The organism is Bacillus basilensis (assembly GCF_050630465.1).
Taxonomy (GTDB): domain Bacteria; phylum Bacillota; class Bacilli; order Bacillales; family Bacillaceae_G; genus Bacillus_A; species Bacillus_A basilensis.
Genome location: NZ_JBNTQO010000003.1, coordinates 425,744 through 449,634, shown reverse-complemented (window position 1 = coordinate 449,634; position 23,891 = coordinate 425,744). Strand labels below are relative to the sequence as shown.

Below are 23,891 nucleotides of genomic sequence, written 5' to 3'. Positions count from 1 at the left end.
TTTTTCAAATAGTGCATTTTTGCACCTACTTTTAGTATACCTTACAATTCTTATAAAATAAATAAGATTAAATAAAATTCACTTCTATATTTTCATAAAATATCACACATACTCCCTCATAATTTTACAGATAAAATAGGGTATTTTAAAACTCATCTCTTGAACATTCCTTTAGTTGCTCCATAGCAATTTTACGCGCATGTTCCTCACTATCTATCAAAGTCAATCCTTGTGATATATAACTCCAAAATTCAGATCCACAATCCTCCATCCATCTATAAGCTTCTGTTGTGTATAGCCCATCTTTTCTTTTAATGATTTGAACCTTATAGTTTTTACTTGGAGAAAAAAACTCTTGTATAACCTGCTCCATTTATGAAACATCCTCCTTAAATCTATTATTTGAAATTATATTTTCACATAATCTCGTAATAGAAACTTCTTTTTACGATAAATTACTATCACTTTTTGAAAGGATAATATACCTTACATCCTCCCATCATTTTCTTCCTGTACTAACCAATATAAATGATACAGCTTATATCCTAGAAATTTCAATAACATTTGGCCGTTACTTCTCTCTGTCGTTCTACTTATTTCTACTACATATAATTAAATATTTTTTCAGAAACCACTTCATAAAAGAACATAAGTTCGTGTATAATAGGAACAAGAATAGGAACAAACGTTCTCGTTATTATTAGGAGGAGTTATAGTGTATGACTATTCAATTTTACCGAATAGAATCATTTTATGTGTTGATCTTCGTAGCTTTTATGCTTCTGTTAGTTGTATCAAAATGGGATTAGACCCACTTCATACAAAATTAGCTGTAGTCGGTGATGTGAATAGGAATGGGTCCATTGTTTTAGCCGCAACTCCACCTTTAAAAGCAATGGGAGTAAAGAAGTTGGCAAGGCTATACGAGATTCCTCGGCAAAAAGATATTCTTATTGTGAATCCAATTATGAGAACCTATATTAAGTGCTCCAATTACATAACGAAGTTAGCTCTACAATATGTTCCTATTGAAGACTTTCATCAATACAGCATCGATGAATTTTTTATGGATATTACCGATAGCATCCATCTATTTGCTCGGAATCCAAATGAATTTGCATTACAGTTTAAACGTGAAATATATGAACACACACGAATTGAATGCACAATCGGGATTGCACCTAACCTATTGATGAGTAAGGTAGCTTTAGATATTGAAGCAAAGAAAAATAAAGACGGAGTCGCTTATTGGACATACGAAGATATACCTACAAAATTATGGAGCATACGACCGCTTAGTAAGTTTTGGGGAATTTCGCATAAAACAGAAACAAAATTAAATCAAAAAGGAATACATTCAATTGGTGATTTAGCTAATTATCCTCTTAAATATTTAAAACAAAGCTTCGGCGTGATTGGCGAAGAATTACACTTACATAGTAATGGGATTGATTTTAGTCGAATTTCAGAGAAATATGTTCCGGTTACAACTTCTATAGGAAAAAGCCAAATTTTAATGCGTGATTATACAATAGAAGAATTTCCGATTATCCTACTGGAACATACCGAAGAAGTTTGCTATCGATTAAGACAACAAAACAAACTTGCTCAAACCGTTCAATTTTCAATTGGATATAGTAAAAGTTATTCGGGTGGCTTTAGCAAAACACATACCTTAAGCCGTCCCACCAACTTAACCATGGACATTTATCAAGTTTGTCTATATTTTCTACATCAACAATATACTGGAGAACCAATTAGAAGTATTACTATTTCTCTAACAAAACTAATTGGTGAAGGAGAAGAACAAATTTCCTTTTTTGATAACATCATACAACGAGAAAAAGAAATAAAGCTAACGAAAGTAATGGATGAAATACGCACAAAGTTTGGAAAAAACAGCATATTAAGAGGAATTTCCTATACAAATAATGCAACAGCAAGATACAGAAACACACTGCTAGGGGGACACAAAGCATGAACAACGCTAATATGCCAAAAGGCAGAGGAATGGTCAAATGGACGCCGTTTGCAGCAATGCCAGAACAATTCGTCGGAATACGTGAAATGATCAAAGAGAAATCTAAAGTATCGCGTCCCACTTTAACCTCTGAAGAGAAAGAACTGATTGAGAACATGTTACTATGTTCGTTGCTATCTGAAGAAGAGATATTAATTACATATTATGAAGATGGTTATTTACTCACCAACTATATGACCGTTATCGATATAGATTCATTACATAGATCTATCATATGTAATGATGCTTTCTATAATAAGATGACAATACAATTTCCGAATATAATAGACGTAAAATAGATTTAGGTGATTATCTTTGGAGTATTATAAAGGAGAATATAAAATGCAAGGGAATCAGATAAGAAAGAATACAGCGAGAAGAATTACTCATAATGATATAAATAACTATCCCTATTTAAAATATACCTATGATTATCAATGAGAAAAATGGAATAACTTACGAGGTTTTAAGCGCTGGTTTTCATAATAATGATGCAGTAGCGATGATAACGACAGATGGTTTCGCTACAACTAGGGTAAATACACCGATCGTAACAGTAAAAAACAATGATGGTAGTATCCAAGCATTCCGCTTACCTTTAGAATTGGAATACTGGGTACTTTCATGTATGTGTGCTGCTTCAACAGGGAGAAATCCGTTCCCATGTAAAGTCGCTTTTGGAATCATTGATACTAAATTTCATGTAGAATTCACATGAAAAAGGAGCAAATTAAATTGCTCCTTTTATCGTTATAAGATTTTTAACTTCTATCCTTAAACATACTATCTAGGATTCTATCCTAGAATTTGAACTTATATCTTAAATCCACCAATTAATTCTTGAAGTTCTTCGGCCATCTGTGCTAATTGTATTGCTGAAGAATTTATCTCTTCCATAGAAGCATGTTGCTCCTCAGATGAACCGGCTATCGTTTGCATACTTGAAGAATTCTCTTTCACAGCCATAGATATTTGATTAATTGATGTATCGACTTCCATTACATCACTTGTCATTTTATTTGATAATTCCACCATACCATGTACTTTTGACACGATATCATTTGCAGATTTTGAGATTTCATAAAAACTTTGTTTTGTATCATTCGCAACCTGAATCCCTGACTGCACTTCAACTCCTACTTCATTCATAGCTTTTACAGTCTCATGTACATCTGCTTGTATTTCATTAATTAAACTTCCAATTTCCATTGAAGATTCGGATGATTGCTCCGCTAACTTCCTGACCTCATCGGCAACAATTGCAAAGCCACGACCCTGTTCTCCTGCCCTTGCCGCTTCAATCGCTGCATTCAATGCTAATAAATTTGTTTGTGCTGCAATATTTTGAATTACTTCTAATATACTTCCGATTTGCTGCGATTTCTTATCTAATAATTTAATTACATTATCAGATTGAGAAACAGAATGATGGATTGACTGCATTTGCGTTACAGTTTGTTCTACTAATTGTTCACCCTCATTGGCTTTTTGTTTTGTGTATAAGGATGAAGCCGATACTTCAGAAGCATTATCAGCTACGCATTGAATATTTCGTGTTACCTCACCAATTAATTTCGCTCCAGATGCAACTTCATTATTTTGAACTTCTGCACTATTCGATATTTCTTCCATTTCTTTTGTAATTTGTTCTGTCGCAACACTTGCTTGCTCTACGCTAGCAGTTAGTTCCTCAGACGAAGCAGCCACATGTCCTGCAGATGTGTTAATTTGAGAAATTATATTACGTAACGATTTTGCCATTGTGTTGAAACTACCACCTAACTGACCAAGTTCATCCTTTGAACGAATATCTATTTTCTCAGTTAAATCTCCCTGACTAATTCTTTGAGCTGAAATAACTAATCGTTTTAGTGGATTAATAATAGATTTAAGAATGAAGAAAATTACAATTCCACCTAACAATAATGAAGCCCCTATTATATTGAGAGTTTTATAAAAAATAGGATTGGTAGCCTCTTCAATTTCTTTCGTAGGCATTATACCAGCTATTTTCCAACCTGTTTTTTTGTTTGTCTTAAAGCTTATGTTTCGATCCTCTCCATTAAGGCTATAAGTAATTACTCCATCTTCTTTCTTATATAGATCATCTGCTAATGATTTCTCTAATTTCTCACCTGGCTTACGTGTAGGATGAACAACTATAGTCTTATCTTGACTTACTATAGATACAAAGCCTTGTTTTCCTATTTTTATCATTTTAGAAGTTTTTACGATATCATCAATATTTAAGTCCACACCAATGACACCACTTTTATCAGCATTTTGCTTTGCAATTGCTATTACCATATTTCCTGTAGACTTTGATTTATAAGGAGACGAAACAATAATTTCTCCATTGGCTTTTACTGCATCCTTATACCAACTACTTTCTAACGGATTAAATCCTTCTGGTATTTTTCCAACAGGTGCTTGAATAAATTGATTATTACTGGATGTAGTATAAATTGTTTCTATCTCTGGATGTAACTGTATATATTGTTCAAATTTACTTTGTACATTTTGCAATTGGTCAGCATTATAATCACCTTGTTTAAGTATCTTTGCAAAATAAGTTACATCTACATGTTTATTTTCTAATTCATCATCAACTATCTTATTTAAAATACTCACATTATCTTTCGCAGCTTGTAGAATTGTATCATTAAGATCAGTTTTCGACTCATTATAAGATGTTATTCCCACAATAAGACTTGGTATAATTAATATTGCAATAAATGCCATAGACAACTTCGTTTTAAGCTTCATTTGTTCCAATCTTTCTTTTATTTTAAACACTCTCTACTTCTCCCTTTCATTCTAACAACTGATATAGTTTATTTAATCGTTTGCTCCTTTATTTTTTCTACATTCATTTATGGTATCATTCGATATGAAATCACCGTTATATCCTTTTACATGCATCTTCTTATATAACAATTTAATTTTTACAAGCGGAGTTTATCTATCCACCTTTCGAATATGTTATTTTTTTATAGTAAGCAATGTTAAGACTACAAATTATTCTAAATTACCTAGATGAAACATGGAATTCATTTAAATGATGATTTTTGACTTTAATTGGATCAAAATTTTAATCTAGAACGATTCAAATTTGATGAAATCCTTACCATAATAAACCTTCTAAAACTTAACTAAGTGAATTTATTCTTTGGATAATTATACTTAACAGGCTTTTAACCACTCTAACCGCTTCACTTCATTTACTACAGCTACTTTTGTATTATTGGATACCAAACCATAAATTCTAAATAGGAGAATAAAATAAATTGGAGGACTTCATTGTAACACGCATGCATAAGTTTTAAATATTAAAATTAAAAAATATATTTTTCATTATATTATCTTCATGAATTACTAATAATAGATTGCGAGCTTTTTTGGGCTAGCATCTAAATCAGGGTATTACTAAGATTCAAATGAATAACAGCACCAATCCATATGTATTTTGCGAAATAAACTGTTTTGAACTACCTCACTGCTGAATTACACTTGGATGAACCTTTATAGATTTTGCACGTCTCATCGCTCTATCATTTCCATCTAAATATCTTCTTACTACCATTACTTTTTCCTCTCGTGAAAATTTAACCATAAAAAAGTACACCCCAATTGTTGTTCGTATCTAACATTTGAGGTGTACATCAATTAAGGACAACTTGAATATCATTTATATGGACAATTAATTAGTACCTTTCTTTATTCCTCCACCATGTTTCAAATGCGCCAATTACTCTCAGCAAGACGGAACAAGAATTAAGCGAATATAAAGCGATTTATATCATAAAAGATTATTTTTCACTTCTTTATCAATCTTTACAAAAGACACCCAAGAATTAACAAAGATATTGTTTCGTCTGTTTAATCTCTTACAGAAAAACGGACGAAAATCCCATAGGTATAAGAAGAAAACATTCATTGATATCTTAGGCATCGTATATAATTTTTCTATGTCCCACAATTAGGTAGTGTAATCCAAAAAAATAAAGCCCGATAGGGTTTATTTAGTATGCAAATTTTTAAAGAACTTACACTGGATCTTTAGAAAAAAGAAAAAATCTTACATGAAATTAAACTTGTATAATGTTAGCTTGATGGGCATAGAGCACCACCCACATTTTAATTATTTTATGGACCAAGCAATTCTCAAAAAATGATAGCACAATTTTAATTATGATTTTGATTTTAATAATGCGTTCTGAGACACTACTCTTCTTCTAAAATAGCGTAATAATATTCATCCCACCATTCATTTCCATGGGGTATACACTTCTTGAAATAGCCTTCTCTCCTCATTCCAATTTTCTCCATCACTCGATATGATGGGATATTTTCTGGCTGACATGTAGCTATAATTCTATGTAATTTCATTTCCTTAAACCCATATTTCAATGTAGCTTGTGCTGCTTCAGAAGCATATCCTTTGTTGAAATATTTAGGATTGAATACCCAACCAATTTCATAAGTATGCTCGCCAAAATATTTATGAAAAACAATATGACCAATCAGAATATTTTCATCTATCAGTATCACAGGAAAGTTCTCAGCATTTTCACCCATATTTTTATTTACAAAGTTTCTTGTATCTTCTTCAGTAAAAACCCCTTCAGGTATGTATTTCATAACATTGCTATCTGATGTATACTCATGAACAGCTTCCCAATCCTTGAATTCAAATTTCCGTATTAGTAATCTTTCTGCTTCTATAAACATTTACTTTTCTCTCCTCAAAAAATCGTTACTTTATTTCAGATTCACATTTAATCTTTAAAAAAAGAACTTGCAGGAATCTCTACAAGTTTTTTTATATCAGGTGAATATATGGGACAAACAAACTATCTTATCGATTCATCATAGAAACTACAGGGGTAGTACTTTGACAACTATATTATATAACAAATATTAACATCCGCAGATTTTATTTTTGAAAATTATGTTAATTAAGAATGAAAGTATCCTTTTCCTTAACTATCCTAACTTCTATTCACTTAAATAAACTACTCAGTTTGATTTTTTAAAACTTCTTGAAAATGCGTAACAACAATTACACAATTAACTTCTTTATGCGCGAGTTCCTGGAACACTCAATAATTTTACTTGCTGTTGGTTCATCAGCAATAAATAAAACAACATAGCAAGATAGTGCCCTAGCAATTACTACACGTTGTCGGTGTTTGCCACTTAATTGAATTAAATTAAATGAACGTTGCTGAGTATAAAGAATATGTTTACTTTTACTCTAAAAATTCTCTTCTTTAACAAGGTTTTTTGATAAAAATACACAAAAACCCAAAATCATGGGACTTTTATTAAGTGAACTGCTCTATTTGAATTTTAGTTACATAAATTTGAAACTTTCGTGCATACTATGTTTACTCCTTAAATTCATAGATGTAATGTTCTTATGGCAGTTAGCTTTTGCTAACTGCTTTTTATTATTAAGTATGTTCCAAAATGATGAATTCCTAACTATTAGGTTAGCTCTTGCTATCTACAAAAGGAGTTTGATGTTTTACTTAAATACCCTAAAGATACTCTACTCATATATTTTCCATTAAAAAAGGAGAGATATATAATCTCCCCTTCTAATCCATAAACTATATCATTAGCGAGTGAATCCTCCACCAAGTTGTTGTTCAGCCATTGCCACTAGACGTTTTTTGATTTCACCACCAACAGATCGGTTTGAACGAGCTGTTGCGTCTGCACCAAGTTGTACACCAAACTCTTGTGCGATTTCATATTTCATTTGATTGATTGCACTTTCAGCACCATGAACTAATAATTCGTTACGGCTTCCACTATTATTGTTTGCCATCATTACGTATACTCGTTAATTTTCATGTCTATACTGTTTAGAGAAGGTATTCCATGCCATTCGGATTGACCTCCAGCACATGATAAGTTTATAGCCGTTCCTATAATTAGGAACGGTCTTATTTCATTCAACTATCCTTTTTTATTACAGTAACTGTTTTTTTTGATAAGCATTACTACACAGTTTCTTCTGTTCAAGATACATTTTCACTAAAATCATTCAAATTCTCTTCACTATTTAATACATATGTTTCATATAATAGTCTTTAATATTCATTCATACGATTAAACCATAGTCTTTTATTTTTATAACTTTTACACTTAATTCTAATACGCCCTTATTTGCATGATTAGAATGTGCAGCTTCATGCTGTCCAAAATGGCTTGTATTCCGCTCCATCTAAATAAATTAAAAGTTATAGCATGTATTTTTAGCTAGGGGTAACGATAACATTTCAGAAACCTCATGCTACGCAAATTTGGATAAGAAAAGTGTCTCTGTTACACCCTGTACCAGAGACAAACTATTTACTTTTTCTTGATAACCAAACTTTTCACAAAGAAAGAATTTAAACAATTTATAGAACTAATACTTGAGAAAAAATAGAAGCAGCCTATCGTGACAGACTCCTCCTGAAATACAACCCTTGTATACATATAGGAAATGAATTTATTTTACCAATAATGAATATTCACCATTTTTATCATCGAATTTATAAACATTCAAATAATATTTGCCTGGTTTCGCTTCGAATTTCCCCTTTATAGTATTTCCTTCATCTTCACCACAAGCTACGTAATTTTGCATGTCTGATTCATGATAAAGTACCCATGTCATCCCAATATTTTGTTCATTTACCACAGAAACATCTACTTCTTTTGGATCTGTAACATCAAACGTATAAACATCTGTTTGATCAGGAGTAACCAGATTTCCTTTTACAAGCGTATTAAACAGGAGTACCTTCTCCTCTTCATGGGATTCACCTGTTTGCGGATCTTGTTTTACAGTAACTTTTGTTTGTTCTTTGCTTTCTTTTCCTCTACGATCTTTCACAGTTAGTTCCACAGTGTATGTTCCTTTTTCTTCATATACATGGGTAGGATTTGCTTCTATACTTGTTGTACCATCTCCAAAGTTCCATAGATAAGAAATAACTTTTCCATTTTCACTTTTTGTACCATCGCTATGAAATTGAATCTCTTCATTTACTATCCCGCTGTATGGTCCATTCATATTTACTATAGTAGTTGTTTTTTTCTTTTCCTCTGTTGCAACACCATGAAAAACAATATCATATTCAAACTGGTTAGCTGCATTCACACGATAGTTTACAAAATAGGCTGTAACTGTTTTATAACCACTCCAACCTCTTTGGGATAACTGCTCCAAAGTTCGATTTACTTGTTTACTCATCGTTTTCCAATCTTCAGACTCACCTTTTGATGTACCACCTGTGTACTTGCCTTCCACGGTAAATGTATTAAAGAATTGCGACTCATATTTTGTAATTTTTGCATCTTTTATATTTGATACATCCACAATTTCGTTTTTCACTTCAGCTAACGGCTTTGGTGCGTGTTGAATTAAATAATCATTTGTTACTTGCGGTACATTATATTTATCTTGATTATCAATCAACTGCTGCATATACGCTTGATATTCTGCATTCAATTGTGTATTATTGCTCAATGATTCACGATATGAGTCATAATTTTTCACATCGTTTGCACGGATTAAATCTTGAAGCTTATCAAATGTTTCAAATTGATGATTATACAAATATGACTGTAGTGCAAAAGAATACTTATAAAAGTCCCATGATCCATATTTTGAGAACAAAGTTTGCTTTGCTGTATAACGGCTTGCTGGATCAGATGATAAGCCACTTATCATACTTTTACGCGGAACAACATTATTTGTACGTGTAGATCCTGCAAAAAATTCTGCATTCCCTTCTTGGAACCAAGTTAATCGTTCATTTTGATACATTTCTCCGCTTCCAAATAAACCAGGAACCTCATACCTTCCTTGTAAATAATGAGTGAATTCATGACGGAATAACTCTTCTAAACTATAAATACTCTGCTTTGGCGTACGCTCATATGTAAAGAAGGTCCCCTTCTCTTCAATATAAATTCCACCGTTGTTTGTTTCATATCCATATAATTGTCTATTTAATTGATATTCATCTGGATTATTATAAATTACTATTGTTAGTACATCATCAGCGTTACCCGGTTCTAGTGCTTTATCATTACCAATTACACGGTGATATTGCGCTTTTACTTCTTTGGCTGCCCAATATAATCTCTTAATTTTTTCTTCTGTTACTTTATCTCCCGTCTTGAAGACAATTGATCCGTCATCAAATGTATATGTTTTAGGTAAGTATTGTCGTTTCCCTTCTTCACGTATTTTCTGTAGATCTACTGCATTTCCACTATAATCTTTTCCACCATAGTTTGTTTTAATTTGTTCTACTGCTACAAAATAAGGTCCACTTAGACGAGGATACAAGCTCATTGCTTGTGTAATAACTTCCAATCCTTTGTATGGATTACTATGAAATTTCCCTAAACGACCTGCATAATAAATGCCATTATTAATTAGCCAACTATTTTCATTTGTTATATTCCCCACGAGAGCAATTCTATTAACCTCATTTATAAAGTTATCAATCTTTCCATACCACATTGTTTCATTAGGTTGCTTATTCGTATCTTGCAAATAAGACTGTATATCATAATCAATTCCTTTTACAATTTCATATACAGCTTGTCCTTTCGCATAATCGCTTACATACGTAGTAAGATTATCATTATATTGTTTTAAAACATTTACCGCATACTGTACTGTTTCAGTATCACTAGAGGCATTACCAATTAATTTTCCATACGCAGCTACTACTCTATCTTGCTCAGCTGTACCTAATGTAAAGTTTGGATTTTTCGCAATCGCTTTCAATGCTGGTAAACATTTTTCATGGAAGCTTCTCTCTTTTAAGTAACTTAATTCATTATTATAATATCCCACATAAAAAGCAGAACGTAATACTTCAACAAATGTTTCAATGCCCTTTGAGTTTTCTTTCGTAAACGTCCTTCCTCTTTGTCCTAATTCATTAATGATAACGTTCATGCGTTCTTTATTCTGATAAAATGCTTTCGTATCTTGATTGAATTGAAATAAATCCGTAATTTGATTCCAAGAAATTTTTGATAATGTATCAATGAGTTCGCTATTAGGCATTTTATTCAGTTCTGCCAGAGTGTAGCTTTGCTTTAATTGAATTTCATCACGTTCCATAACCAGAGTAGGACGTTGTGAAAAATCTCCTACTTTTAAACGCTCTTCAAAAATCAAAGTTTCGTCCGCTTTTGTAGCATGTACAATTTCATCTTTTGAAGTTTCTGTCCCCATTGGTTTCATCTGTAAGATATTATAGGGTGCTTTTTCTTCTGCTGATACGTGTGTCTGAATACTTCCAAATGATAATGCCATCGTACTAATCCCAATCATCATTTGAGTAAATTTTAAGTTCTTGTTCATTACATTTCCTCCATTTATATATTCCACCCAAAAATATAACACTTTATCTTAATAAATCATTATAATATGTATTATTTCATATTTTATTACATGAATCTCCTTATAAACTGATATTAAATAAAACAATATAGAATTTCTTTCTTTTTTCATCCTTACTCATGAATTGAGTATATCTTTTGTTTAAAATTTACGGGTTCATCGTAAAAAACCAAACTCTCTGGCAAGATTTCGTAAGATATTTGGCGATAAAAAGCTTTGAATTTCTTGAGCAAATAGTTGTAATTCATTGGATACAGAAATAGACATACAAAAACGCCATCCTTTCTTATAATTTCACAAAAAGAATAACGTATTTTTTTATAAAAAATACTCGTCAAATTGTAAAATAAAAAGGGCTATCTCAGTCCTTTTTGTTTTACAAATCCTCTTATCATATTCGGTATATCCCTCATAATAGTAACTAATATTAATACTTTTCATGAATATTTCATGACTATTTATTTCATCTACGAATGCATTTTGGAGTAAATACATAATTTCAATATCTTTAATTGGGCTGCGTTTCATTGACAGTAAATAATCTTCTTTATCAATTTTATTCCAGTCGACCACCTGATGAAGTTCATTTTTAAAGATTAAATCTAGCCATATTCTAGTCGCTCTACCGTTTCCTTCTCTAAAGGGTGGGCTATATTCATTTCAACTTAAAGAGAGTTTATGTTTTGACACAAGCTCTTTTTTATTGCTTTTCAAATATATTAAACAAGGTGAGTCTTTTTCAATTACAGCAATATAGAAAAAAAGTCTGGTTCTGATGTAAAAACTTCAAAATAACCCCAATTTATCTATAAAACTCGGACATACCAATGAAGAAGCATTCAAACGAATCCAGGCTGTTTAAATTTGATTATAAAACTATTTTTCTCTAGCAAAATAAAGCAAGGCTATGGTCGGAAAAGCGATTCCTATCCATAATGTTAGATTCCATCCTCCTAAGGCATATGCCCATCCTCCAATAAAGGATCCAACAGCACCTCCTAAAAAGAAAATAGCCATAAATAGCCCGTTTAATCGACTACGAATTTCTGGATTCAACGAGAAAATTAAACGTTGGCTAAGTACAAGGTTTGCAGATACCCCCATGTCTAACAGAATTGCAGCAATTACTAAAACAGCTATTCCACAGGGTGAGCTACTTTGAATAAAAAGTGGGAGTATTAAAGAAATAATAACAACAGTGAGAGCTATCCCAGTGGCGGGTCGTGTCCAGCCAAGATCAGCTAGACGACCACCTATTGGAGCGGCTATTGCACCTGTAATTCCGACAAGTGCATATAATGCTATGGCAGTCTGAGAAAAATGAAAAGCAGGACTAGATAATAATAACGGAATAGTGGTCCAGAATAAGCTGAAAGCCCCAAATACACAAGCATGATAAATGGCGCGACGGCGTAAAATTGGAGTAGTTCGTAGCAGTTGCCACATTGAATTAAGTAAGGCTATATAATTTGTTTTTGCCTTTGGTTTCCTGGTAGGGAGTACTTTCGATAATACAAATGCCAAAACAATAATTACAGTAGCAGATAAAGCAAATATTGCATTCCATCCCCACATATCGGCTACTAGACTAGATATCGGTCGCGCAAGCATAATACCTAACAACAGACCACTCATGACATTGCCAACTACGCGACCACGTGCATTCTCCGATGAAAGATATGATACAAGAGGTACGAGCACTTGCGCTGCGACTGACCCCAGTCCGATAAAGAATGAAGTAATTAACAACAAGATTGCGCTTTTTACCAAAACCATGGCGATGAGTGCAAATGCACTTAAAAATAACAACATAAGTATCAATTTTTTATTCTCAACAATATCCCCCAAAGGTACAAGAAATAGTAAGCCAATAACATATCCAATTTGAGTTAGCGTTACAATTAATCCAGCGCTACTATTAGAAAGCCCAATTTCATTACTAATTACCCCAATTAAAGGCTGTGCATAATAAAGATTAGCCACAATAATACCGCATGCAGTTGCTAAAAGAATGATTAAACCTGATGAAATATCCTTATTAATTGCTTTATTTTTAAAATTAGACATAACTATTTCCTCCCATACTTTTATTTCAAAATTACTAAATCGCCTTGGCAAGAACTACTGGGATGCCATTTTTTATTGTAATAAATTAAGTCTGAACTACTTTCCATTCTGCTTTTAAAAGGTCCAAGTTTATCTCTTTTTTACCCCCCTTTTCTAAATGTTTTTTAGCAATTTAATTTGTGATTTTTGGAACCTAAATATATCCATACCATTACAAGATGTTAGTTAATTAATAAACTAAACGTTCAGTTCATTAATTAACTAAAATATATACTAAACGTTCAGTTTTGTAAATAGGCTATTTTGTTTTTTGTTCATATTAAGTATACTAAACGTATAGTTTATGTTTTTGAAAGGAATGATTAATGTGCAAGGTAAAAGAGGTCGACCACGTAATATCGAAACCCAAAAGGCCATCCTTTCTGCGTCCTATGAGTTATTATTGGAAAGTGGCTTTAAAACAGTCACAGTCGATAAAATTGCAGACCGTGCTAAAGTCAGCAAAGCTACGATTTATAAATGGTGGCCAAATAAGGCTGCTGTGGTAATGGATGGTTTTCTTTCTGCTGCTGCTGCCAGATTGCCTGTACCTGACACAGGTTCAGCGTTGAATGATATTTTAACTCACGCCACAAGTTTAGCCAGTTTTTTAATCAGTCGAGAAGGAACCATTATCAATGAGTTAGTTGGCGAAGGGCAATTTGATTCGAAACTAGCAGAGGAATATCGTGCTCGATACTTCCAGCCACGTCGACAGCAAGCAAAGCAACTTCTGGAGAAGGGAATGAAAAGAGGAGAATTAAAAGAAAACCTCGATGTTGAATTAAGCATCGATCTCATTTACGGACCAATTTTTTATCGTTTGCTAGTAACCGGTGAAAAGTTGGATGATTCCTATGTACATGACTTGGTTATAAACGCATTCGAAGGGATACGTTTGAAGTAATTAACATATAAACAAAGTTTTAGATTTCCACTGTTTCCTATAATAATGTAACTTGCATTAACTTGAGAAATAAAGTATCTAATTTTTTAAAACTGTTGTATATGGGATTGTCCCCCGTATGCATCAGTTTTAAAACAGGCTTAATCTACAAGCTATTAACGCTTCTTTTTGATTTTTGGCAGGTTGTAATGTTTATTAGTTATTGATTTTTCATTTGAAAATAGATTAAAACCACATAAGAACCCTGAATTTGTATTGTATACAGTTTACCTATTCTAATTAGTTTTCATAAAATATCTTCTGTTTACACAAGAACGGATAGGTTTTAATCTCTTCTGAATCTAAGTTTTCATCAAATAAATGAATGGCTGTAATTTGTCTACAATCGTAGATATGATAATAATATGTACCAGACACCATGCACATTGTGCTTGTATAGATAGTATTGTCTAATATACCTTCTTCCGTGATTACTCCACCCTTAGGAACTTCGCAATTTGATAAGATATGAACAACGGCTGCTATTCCCTCTTCTTTTAAATCGTGACATATTTTAGATGTTGATGTCATTGGATTAAAGTAATAATTACTTAAAAAATTAATAAATAAAAACCCTCCACAACAAGGAGGGTTTAGTATTCTATAGAAGTAAATCTTTAAATGGTAGACTTAATATTTTATTGTATTGGTCCTAATAATCCCATAATTTCTTCAGCTTTTTGGTTTTCGATGCTATAGTAAATTTCTAACCCCTGACGATTTCCTCTTAGAACCTTCCCTCTCATTTTAGATAAGTGTTGGGAAACTGTTGATTGTGGGATTTTTAAAATTTCGGTCATTTGGGTTACGTTTAGTGTTTTATGTTTTGAAAGCTCATTAATCAGTTTTAAACGCATTGGATGTGCCATAAGTTTTAAAAGCTCCACATCCTCTTCTAAAATCGTGTTCTCTACATGCTGATTCGCAAATCTCGTCATAGTATCCGCTCTCCCTTATTTGTTTTCTTCTAACGTAACACAATTTCCGTATTACATAATATTATTATATTTGAATGTTTGTTGTTAAAAAATGATAATTAAAGTATACAACTATAGTTTGTGCTAGTAGTGGAGTTAACGTGTGGTTTGTATGAATTTTCCATTTACTATTAATCTAGTCTGTTTAAGCTAGTATAAAAGTTATGCATATAATTAAAAAGACAAACTCTCCAAGATGAGGAGTTTGTCCAAAAACATGATCTCTTTAGTTCAACAATATAGAATTCAGTTCCGATAAGAATTTTTATTTTTCCATATCCCACGTTTTTTGCATCAGTACTAACAATAGTGAATTAGAATAATGACTTAATACTTGCTAGAACAGTAAGTATCCCTATAATAATTACAAATACATTGCTCATTTTCCCTCTGTATTTTGCTAGTACTGGTACTTTACGAATCGCATACATCGGTAATAGACATAAGATAGCAGCGACTAACGGACCGCTAAGGGCATCAATGATTCCAAGAATACTTGGATTTGTATAAGCAACATACCAGCATGTTAGTACAACAAAAGTAAGAATCATTGTCTTAACTGTTTTTTCTCCTATATCTTTCCCACGTTTTTTACCGGACTTGATAATCATGTCACGCATTACCTCATACGCTCCTATATAATGGCCAAGGAAAGACTTTGTAATAGCCACAAACGCAATAATAGGAGCCGCAATAGTGATTACTGGCGAATTAAGCTCATTAGCAAGATATGATAGAATTGACAAATTCTGTTCTTTCGCCACCTTAAGATCATCTGGAGTCAAACTTAAAGTACTGCTCCAAACAAAGAACATAACAACAGCGAATGTCATAATATAACAAACTTTTTGTATTTGAGCACACTTGGCATCAGTAGCATCTATTCCATACGTAGCTCTCTGTTTCATAACGAATGACGAAATCATAGGTGAATGATTAAACGAGAATACGATGATTGGTAGTATCATCCAAATCGTTCCGAAATACCCTGTTCCAGTTGAAGCAGTAGAAACACTTGAAAAACTTAGCATTGAAGTATTCCATTGTGGAATTAAAGATATTGCAATAAAAAGTAGAGAAACAATGAAAGGATATACTAGCATGCTCATTATCTTTACAGTAATATCCTGACCAAAATTTAGTATAGTGATAAGACCGAGTACTAATACAAGTGATAAAATAGCCCTTGGAGGCTCCGGCATGTGCAATTGGTGTACAATAAAACTACTTGCAGTATTTGTAAGTGCAACCGAATACATCAGCACGATCGTATAAATTGAGACGAAATATACGATGTTAAAAATGATACTTGCTTTATTTCCGAAATATTCTCTTATTGTACCTGTAATCCCCTCGTCGGCAGAATTTGAAGCGTATATCATTTTAGCAAGCGCCCTATGTGAGTAATACATAACAGGATATGCCAGTATGGTAATTAACAGCAACGATAATAAACCACCTGAACCTGCATTAATAGGTAAGAAGAGTACTCCTGCTCCAATTGCTGTTCCAAATAGACTCAATGCCCAGGTAGTATCTTGTTTATGCCACTTTTTAGGGTCTAGATATTTCTTATTTTTTCCTGTAGTATTATCAGCTTGAAATTCTATGTTTTTTGCAGTATTCCCATTCATATAATAATTCCTCCTTGTTTCCTATTCTTACGTCTTTATTTAAGGTATAGGAATATAGACCGTTCTTTAAAAATAAATTTTTTATAAAGTGCGCCACATCGTATATCCTTCTTTTAAGTTGATCAAAATCAAAAAATTAACGAAACATCAACCTGACGAGTTTGTTACCACTTACAAAATGCTCCAATTATATAGTAGGATATATTATTGATAATTCCCCCAATATCCAGAAATCCTTAAGCGAACAATAGAGAATAGATTGTTAACTATTTCACAATATAGACGTTAACTGTTCATTGATTTGATTGTTTCTCCCCAAATATTTTATTTTTAATGGCAATCCCTGTAGATGTAGCCGCAATTCCACCTAAACCTGTCTCTCTTAATTCGCGAGGCATCTGTCTTCCAACTCTATACATCGCTTCAATAACTTCGTCAGCATTGATGATATTGTTTACGCCGGCTAATGCGATGTCCGCTGCTGCTAAAGCATTTGCCGTTCCAATGGCGTTTCTCTTTACACAAGGAATTTCTACCAAACCAGCGACCGGATCACAAACTAAACCGAGTAAATTTTGTAATGCAATCGAAAAAGCTTCAGAAGATTGCTGTGGTGTTCCACCTGCAGCTTCTACCGCAGCTGCAGCCGCCATTGCTGAGGCACTGCCTACTTCAGCTTGACATCCTCCATACGCTCCTGAAATACAAGCGTTGTTTGCTACTATCGTTCCAATTAACGCTGATGTGAATAGAAAATGTATCATATCTTCATGACTTAACTGCAACGTATCTTTAATACTAAATAGGACTCCCGGAATCGTCCCACTTGCACCTGCTGTTGGAGTTGCACAAATAGCTCCTAATGCAGCATTTACTTCATTAACGCCGATAGCACTTTGAATCCCTAACACCATCAAATCTCCAGAAAGAGTTTTCCTATTTTCTCGATAGTTTTTAATTTTTACTGCATCACCTCCGGTTAAACCGGTAGGAGAAAATACACCGTCGCCCTCGATACTTTTATTTATAGCATTTTGCATAGTTGCTAAATTTCGTTCCATTTTACTCCAAACTTCTTCATAAGAAGCTTTAGTTTGTTCGATTTCCTGTTCAATTGCTAATTTATAAATTGGCTTTTGTCTTTTATTAGCTGCATCCATAATTTCATTTATGGCCATATACATATTTTTTCGCTCCTTAATGTAACTAAAGAATAATAAGATTAGCTATATTGCTTAAATTCCCTAATTCCTCCTGAGCATTACCAGGCAATAGCGAATCTAAAGCGAATGCATATAAATATTTTGTTTTATCTTTCAAACTATGAAAGTTGTTAATTTCAACATCATATTGTTTAAAGATTCTGCGTAAGACAAATTCAAAGTCAGCTCTTTCTGAAATCGCAATAACAACTGGCAATGGCCCCTGCAGTTCTAAGCTAAATCCGTCAATTTCAACATGTTTGACTTCAATCAATCCACCACCGACCGAAATACCCATCGTTCTAATACTTCGACTGTCATCCTCTAAATATACATCTGCCGTATTTGGATGACCGGCAGGACTATCACCTAATTTTTCAATAAAGGTAATATCAATTCCTTTAGATTCTGCTATTTTAATAGCATCTGGCACTTTGGTGTCATCGGCAGCAAAGCCTAATATACCAGCAATTATTGCAAAATCAGTTCCGTGACCTTTATGGGTTTCAGCAAATGATTCATAATACTTTACCACAACTTTTTTTGGAAGACCTTGAAATAATTTATTAGCAACTGTTCCAATAGACAAAGCACCTGCAGTATGTGAACTTGAAGGACCTATCATTATGGGCCCAATCACATCAAAACAACTTTTGTATTTAACAACCTTTTTTTCTTTAATAGATGCTACATTTATATTCATATAAGCACCCCCATAATTTATTATTTTTAATTGCTGTTGAATCTAAGTTATTAGAATGATCAATTCAAAATAAGATCCATTTGATAGCGCTTTCTTTCTTGAGTTGAATAAACTTTCTATTTGATCCACAACCCTTCAACTTACTGGCAAGTTCTTTAGAATTTTTGAACCAAAACGAGGTTTGATATTTTCCCAGAGGTTATAAATTATCTCTCGACGCCCTCATTATAACTTGTATATTTATGAGTTCAATCTTTTTTTATTTTTAGAAAGATTGAATAGACAGAATTTTGAATGGGTAATAAATTACACTTAGTATGTAACAATTATGTCCTTTTTTTGAAGCTGTATTAGTTAATAGAAAAGCAAAAATAACACAGAGTTACTTTCATTAACACATTGATTATATTGGAAAATCATTATAATAATACTTATATTGTCCTATGTTGGAACATCTTATTTTGGACGTGAAAGCTGTTGTAATAAATGATTATTGAAGATAGAAAGTAATAAGTTAATAAAACATAAAAGCATTTTGTTTAATAATAAAACATCGTGAATATATATACATCATTCAGAAAAAAAGAACTTTTCTTTATGAATCCTAAAGTACTACTTTAGAACTATCTACTACTATAAAACAAGATGTTAGCTCTTCTATATAGGTTATATATTATTTATCCCAAAACTCTAATGAAATTGGATATTTAGAAGTGTTTTCTTCATAAATAGAAATTTCACTTGCTGTTTTAATAATTGAATAAATCATTACAACTCAACTATCTTATATGTTAGTTCCTCATCCATTGACTCTCTCCCCACCTATCCATTTTAGGTAAAATAAGAGGATAATATATAAAGAAATATCATCAACGTGCAATTTATAAAAGCAATCCAAAAAAGAAATTCAAAACACCTTTCTTTAATGATGAATGAAAGGTGTTTTGAATTTTAAAATATCATATAACATTTAGAATGATAAACTAATGAAAGAGATGCACTTACTTCTTCTGTGCCAGCAGATATCTCTTCTGTTAATGCAGAAACCTCTTGAATTTGACTTATTATTTTATCTATATCTCTCATAATAGATGAGAATGTTTGATCCACTTTGTGGGCCGCTTCTTTTCCTTCTTCTACCTCAACTACTGCAAATGGTCCGCAAGGTTATTAAGTGCGAGTCGTTCAAACTTAATGAGTTACCTCTTTTAAAATAGTAGAAATACTATCCTCTAACAGTTCCAATCCTTTACTTAAACCTTCTAAGTCTATTGTTAAAGAAGGTAACAACTTAATAACTTCATCACTAGGTCCAGATGTTTCAATAATTAGACCATTTTCAAATGCAACTGAGCAAATCTTTTTAGCTATTCCAAAAGTATTACACGCTATTCCCTGCATAAAGCCTCTCCCTCGAACTTCTCCTTGAAGCTGGGGGTATTTCAAACAAATCCCATTAAGAAAGCTAGTGACTTTTTCACTTTTCCATTTTAATGCATTAATAAACTCTATATCTTGCCAATAATTCAATGCTTCTGTAGCTGCTAAAAATGCTAGATTATTCCCTCGAAACGTTCCATTATGTTCTCCTGGTTCCCACTTATCATATTCTGGTTTAATTAGTGTAATAGCCATCGGAAGGCCAATGCCACTTATAGATTTTGACAAACAAATTATGTCTGGTTTAATGTTCGCAGGTTCAAAGCTAAAAAATGTACCCGTACGTCCGCAACCTGCTTGAATATCATCAACAATCAATAATATATTATATTTTTTACACAGTCTGTCAATTCCCTTTAACCATTGGGAGCTAGCGGTATTTAAACCACCCTCACCTTGAACTGTTTCTAGAATAATTGCAGCAGGTAAATCCACTCCACTTCCACTATCGCCTAATACTTTTTCTAAATATGATAAAGAATTAAGAGAATCTAAATAATTTTCATACGGCATGATAATACTATTATTTAGTGGTACTCCAGCACCCTTTCTCTTAAAATGATTACTCGTTATCGAAAGTGATCCTAAGCTCATTCCATGAAAAGCATTAGAAAAACTTATGATATTTGTTCGTCCAGTCACTTTTCGAGCAATTTTCAGTGCACTTTCAACAGAATTTGTACCTGTTGGACCAGGAAACATAATTTTATAGTCTAAATCACGTGGTTCCAAAATAATTTTGTTAAAGTGCTTTAAAAAATTCACTTTAGCACTTGTTCCCATATCAAGACTATGAATAATACCATCTTCTAAAAGATAATCTATTAATACCTGTTTCATTTTTTCATCATTATGTCCATAATTAAGAGCACCAGCACCTGAGAAAAAGTCAATATACTCTTTTCCATCTACATCCCATAATTTATACCCTTTAGACTTAGTAAAAATCGTTGGAAAGCTTCTACTATAACTTCGAACTTGGGATTCCAGTTCATTAAATATATCCATTTTTGAACTAACTACCATAAAAGAGCACCTCCTAATTTTTCTTTTTTGCTATACTCACAAAGAATAATGAAAAGTTATATAATTTCTATCCTAAATTTCATACTGAATGCGTATCTTTATAGCGATGAGCTGCTATTGCTGCTTGACCAAGAGAGATTCCCCCATCGTTGGTAGGTACTTGTTTGTGCGTGTAAACCTCGAATTTACAAGCCTTAAGTGACTTATAGGTTTCTACAAGTAAAAACTTATTTAAAAATACTCCCCCACTAAGAACTAGTTTATTAATTCCTGTTTCTTGACGAATTTGTTTACAGGTTTCTGTAATCATCTGAACCATTGTATAATGAAAACGGTAGCTTAATTCACCCTTGGTATACTTATTTTTAAGTATCAAAGATACCAACTCTTTAAACATAGGTTTTATATCAATTTTTCTAATTCCATTCGAAGCAACTATTTCATAAGATAATAAAGGATTGGAAGAATTATTGATATCAATCGCTTGCTCCAACTCAATAGCAGCCTGCCCTTCATATTGGACTGTTTCACGGACACCCAATAGTGCTGAAACAGCATCAAAAAGCCTTCCCATACTTGAAGTAAGAGGAGAATTAATTCCTTTTTGAATCATTTTTATAAGTACATCTAGTTCAAAATTATTTCGCTCTGAAATTATCTTTATTGGTAATTCTTTGACTTGTTCACCATATATTTGCGTCAATATTCCTAAAGCAATTCTATACGGTTCTTTAACAGCTTTATCACCGCCTGGCAGCTGAAAGTAATCGATATATGCCGCTCTTTGATAATTAAGAAAATCACCGATTAAAAACTCTCCACCCCAAATATTCCCATCATCACCATAACCCGTACCATCTAAAATAACTCCTAAAACAGGACCATCTAATTGATTATCAACCATACAAGAAGCCATGTGGGCATGATGATGCTGAACCTGTATAACTGGTAAAACTTTTTGATCAAATGCATATTTTGTACTATAAAAATCAGGATGAAGATCACTTGCAATTACAGAAGGACTGATTTCAAAGATTTTTTGTAAGTGAGCTATAGTATTTTTAAACGATTCATAAATTTTATAGTTTTTTAAATCACCAATATGATGACTAATAAAAGCTTTTTCGTCTTTAGTTAAACAAATCGTATTCTTTAATTCTGCTCCTAAAGCAAGTACATTAGGTGATCCTTCTTTAAAATCAATAGGGTTTGGTACATAACCTCTAGCGCGACGAATTATGTGTAATTTTGTTATTTCATCATCTAAATCAATTGCTCTAACAATAGAGTCATCTACTCTAGTAAATATCTCCCTATTGTGTACTAAATAATAATCTGCAATTCCTTTTAGCTGCTCAATTGCATCTCCATCTTTATATACAATTGGTTCATCAGAAACATTGGCGCTCGTAGCTATTAATGCAATAAAATTCCCTCTTAAAATGAGATGATGAAGTGGTGTATAGGCTAACATTACCCCATAGGTATTATTATTAGGTGCAACATCTGAAGAAATATACTCATTTTCCTTTTTGTTCAATAGCACAATTGGCCGTTCTTTAGATACTAATAAAGCTTCTTCATTTTTTGTTATTTCAGCAAAATTTTTCACATCATCTAATTGAGATGACATTAAAGCAAAAGGTTTTTCATCCCGTTTTTTTCTTTTTCTTAATTCTTTTACAGCTTCATGATTCATTGGATCTACAACTAAGTGATATCCACCTAACCCTTTAATGGCTAGTATTTTCCCCTTTTTTAACAAATCAATAGTTTTCTCTATTGGATTATCAGTGGGGACATTTGTACCATCTGCTGTTTTCAATTGAACTTGTGGTCCACATTTCCAGCAAGCATTTGGTTGTGCATGGAATCTCCGATCCAATATGTCTTTGTATTCTTTATCACACTCTTTGCACATAGGAAATTTTGCCATTGTAGTATACGGTCTATCATAAGGAATATCTTTTATTATTGAATATCTAGGTCCACAATTTGTACAATTAATAAATGGATAACGAAACCTTCTATTCGTTGGATCAAATAATTCTTCTAAACATTCATTACATACATAAGTATCAGGAGATATTAAAGTTTGCCTACTGCTATGTTTTTGGCTACTCAAAATATCAAAAGAGCTATAACGATTATTGGATTCTTGTTCCTCTATCAATTTAACCTCTTGCACATAAGCCAATTCTGGGGAATTAAATTCTATGTCATGAATAAAATGCGTAATATTATTTTGTTCCCCTTCTACTTCTATAAGCACTCCATTTGAATCATTTAACACCCATCCGTTTAGATGATACTTTTTTGCTATTCTATATACGAAAGGTCTAAAACCAACACCTTGCACAATGCCTTTAACTTGATACTTTTTTATAAACACATTTATTACCTTTTTCAT

At 32.6% G+C, this 23,891-nt stretch carries 16 protein-coding genes and 5 pseudogenes; 5 read left to right on the top strand and 16 right to left on the bottom strand.

Going from position 1 to position 23,891, the window contains the following annotated elements; genetic code table 11:
• Window positions 1-145: 145 nt before the first annotated feature.
• Complete coding sequence (locus ACQVV1_RS08850; RefSeq protein ID WP_063220989.1) at window positions 146-373, bottom strand: hypothetical protein; 228 nt, start codon at window positions 371-373, stop codon at window positions 146-148.
• A gap of 342 nt (window positions 374-715) precedes the next feature.
• Here ACQVV1_RS08850 and ACQVV1_RS08845 point away from each other — a divergent pair, with 342 nt between their 5' ends.
• The 3 genes and pseudogenes from ACQVV1_RS08845 to ACQVV1_RS08835 all read left to right on the top strand — a co-directional run bounded on the left by ACQVV1_RS08845 (window position 716) and on the right by ACQVV1_RS08835 (window position 2,738).
• Window positions 716-1,981, top strand: a complete 1,266-nt coding sequence (locus tag ACQVV1_RS08845) for a Y-family DNA polymerase (protein WP_431168768.1) — start codon at window positions 716-718, stop codon at window positions 1,979-1,981.
• Window positions 1,978-2,319, top strand: a complete 342-nt coding sequence (locus ACQVV1_RS08840) for a YolD-like family protein (RefSeq protein ID WP_242254462.1) — start codon at window positions 1,978-1,980, stop codon at window positions 2,317-2,319. Before ACQVV1_RS08845 ends, ACQVV1_RS08840 begins: the two co-directional genes overlap by 4 nt.
• Window positions 2,320-2,362: 43 nt before the next feature.
• A pseudogene (locus ACQVV1_RS08835) lies at window positions 2,363-2,738 on the top strand (hypothetical protein).
• Between the two features lie 95 nt (window positions 2,739-2,833).
• Here the strand turns inward: ACQVV1_RS08835 and ACQVV1_RS08830 are convergent.
• The gene (locus tag ACQVV1_RS08830; RefSeq protein WP_431168767.1) at window positions 2,834-4,816 is read right to left on the bottom strand and encodes a methyl-accepting chemotaxis protein; all 1,983 of its coding nucleotides are present in this window, start codon (window positions 4,814-4,816) and stop codon (window positions 2,834-2,836) included.
• An 877-nt stretch (window positions 4,817-5,693) separates the two neighbouring features.
• Between ACQVV1_RS08830 and ACQVV1_RS08825 the strand changes: the two are divergent.
• Window positions 5,694-6,003 (top strand): annotated as a pseudogene (locus ACQVV1_RS08825) (IS4 family transposase); the annotation flags it as partial.
• A gap of 241 nt (window positions 6,004-6,244) precedes the next feature.
• Here ACQVV1_RS08825 and ACQVV1_RS08820 read toward each other — a convergent pair.
• The 6 genes and pseudogenes from ACQVV1_RS08820 to ACQVV1_RS08795 all read right to left on the bottom strand — a co-directional run bounded on the left by ACQVV1_RS08820 (window position 6,245) and on the right by ACQVV1_RS08795 (window position 13,514).
• Entirely contained in the window at window positions 6,245-6,751 is a 507-nt protein-coding gene (locus tag ACQVV1_RS08820) for a GNAT family N-acetyltransferase (RefSeq protein WP_242254467.1), read from the bottom strand.
• A 284-nt stretch (window positions 6,752-7,035) separates the two neighbouring features.
• Window positions 7,036-7,235, bottom strand: a pseudogene (locus ACQVV1_RS08815) (ATP-binding cassette domain-containing protein); the annotation flags it as partial.
• 408 nt (window positions 7,236-7,643) lie between these two features.
• Window positions 7,644-7,856, bottom strand: a complete 213-nt coding sequence (locus ACQVV1_RS08810; protein ID WP_431168794.1) for an alpha/beta-type small acid-soluble spore protein — start codon at window positions 7,854-7,856, stop codon at window positions 7,644-7,646.
• Window positions 7,857-8,525: 669 nt separating this feature from the next.
• A complete protein-coding gene (gene colA, locus ACQVV1_RS08805; protein ID WP_431168766.1) occupies window positions 8,526-11,408 on the bottom strand; it encodes a collagenase ColA in 2,883 nt (960 codons plus the stop codon).
• 357 nt (window positions 11,409-11,765) lie between these two features.
• A pseudogene (locus ACQVV1_RS08800) lies at window positions 11,766-12,112 on the bottom strand (hypothetical protein); the annotation flags it as partial.
• Between the two features lie 211 nt (window positions 12,113-12,323).
• Entirely contained in the window at window positions 12,324-13,514 is a 1,191-nt protein-coding gene (locus ACQVV1_RS08795; RefSeq protein WP_242254471.1) for an MFS transporter, read from the bottom strand.
• A gap of 358 nt (window positions 13,515-13,872) precedes the next feature.
• Here ACQVV1_RS08795 and ACQVV1_RS08790 point away from each other — a divergent pair, with 358 nt between their 5' ends.
• Window positions 13,873-14,460 (top strand): TetR/AcrR family transcriptional regulator, encoded by a 588-nt coding sequence (locus tag ACQVV1_RS08790; protein ID WP_242254710.1) that lies wholly within the window; start codon window positions 13,873-13,875, stop codon window positions 14,458-14,460.
• Between the two features lie 279 nt (window positions 14,461-14,739).
• On the opposite strand, the pseudogene ACQVV1_RS08785 reads toward ACQVV1_RS08790, so the two are convergent.
• From ACQVV1_RS08785 to hypF, 8 genes and pseudogenes are all read right to left on the bottom strand, one after another.
• A pseudogene (locus ACQVV1_RS08785) lies at window positions 14,740-15,003 on the bottom strand (linear amide C-N hydrolase); the annotation flags it as partial.
• Between the two features lie 134 nt (window positions 15,004-15,137).
• Complete coding sequence (pagR, locus tag ACQVV1_RS08780; RefSeq protein ID WP_242254473.1) at window positions 15,138-15,437, bottom strand: transcriptional repressor PagR; 300 nt, start codon at window positions 15,435-15,437, stop codon at window positions 15,138-15,140.
• 353 nt (window positions 15,438-15,790) lie between these two features.
• Window positions 15,791-17,110: an aromatic amino acid transport family protein gene (locus ACQVV1_RS08775; protein ID WP_242254479.1), complete on the bottom strand. Its 1,320-nt coding sequence runs from the start codon at window positions 17,108-17,110 to the stop codon at window positions 15,791-15,793.
• 293 nt (window positions 17,111-17,403) lie between these two features.
• Window positions 17,404-18,294 (bottom strand): L-serine ammonia-lyase, iron-sulfur-dependent, subunit alpha, encoded by an 891-nt coding sequence (gene sdaAA / locus ACQVV1_RS08770; protein WP_431168765.1) that lies wholly within the window; start codon window positions 18,292-18,294, stop codon window positions 17,404-17,406.
• A 22-nt stretch (window positions 18,295-18,316) separates the two neighbouring features.
• The gene (gene sdaAB / locus ACQVV1_RS08765; protein ID WP_223698435.1) at window positions 18,317-19,015 is read right to left on the bottom strand and encodes an L-serine ammonia-lyase, iron-sulfur-dependent subunit beta; all 699 of its coding nucleotides are present in this window, start codon (window positions 19,013-19,015) and stop codon (window positions 18,317-18,319) included.
• 951 nt (window positions 19,016-19,966) lie between these two features.
• Window positions 19,967-20,125, bottom strand: a complete 159-nt coding sequence (locus ACQVV1_RS08760; RefSeq protein ID WP_071759482.1) for a chemotaxis protein — start codon at window positions 20,123-20,125, stop codon at window positions 19,967-19,969.
• A gap of 81 nt (window positions 20,126-20,206) precedes the next feature.
• Window positions 20,207-21,481 (bottom strand): diaminobutyrate--2-oxoglutarate transaminase, encoded by a 1,275-nt coding sequence (ectB, locus tag ACQVV1_RS08755; protein ID WP_431168764.1) that lies wholly within the window; start codon window positions 21,479-21,481, stop codon window positions 20,207-20,209.
• A gap of 79 nt (window positions 21,482-21,560) precedes the next feature.
• Entirely contained in the window at window positions 21,561-23,891 is a 2,331-nt protein-coding gene (hypF, locus tag ACQVV1_RS08750; RefSeq protein WP_309259106.1) for a carbamoyltransferase HypF, read from the bottom strand.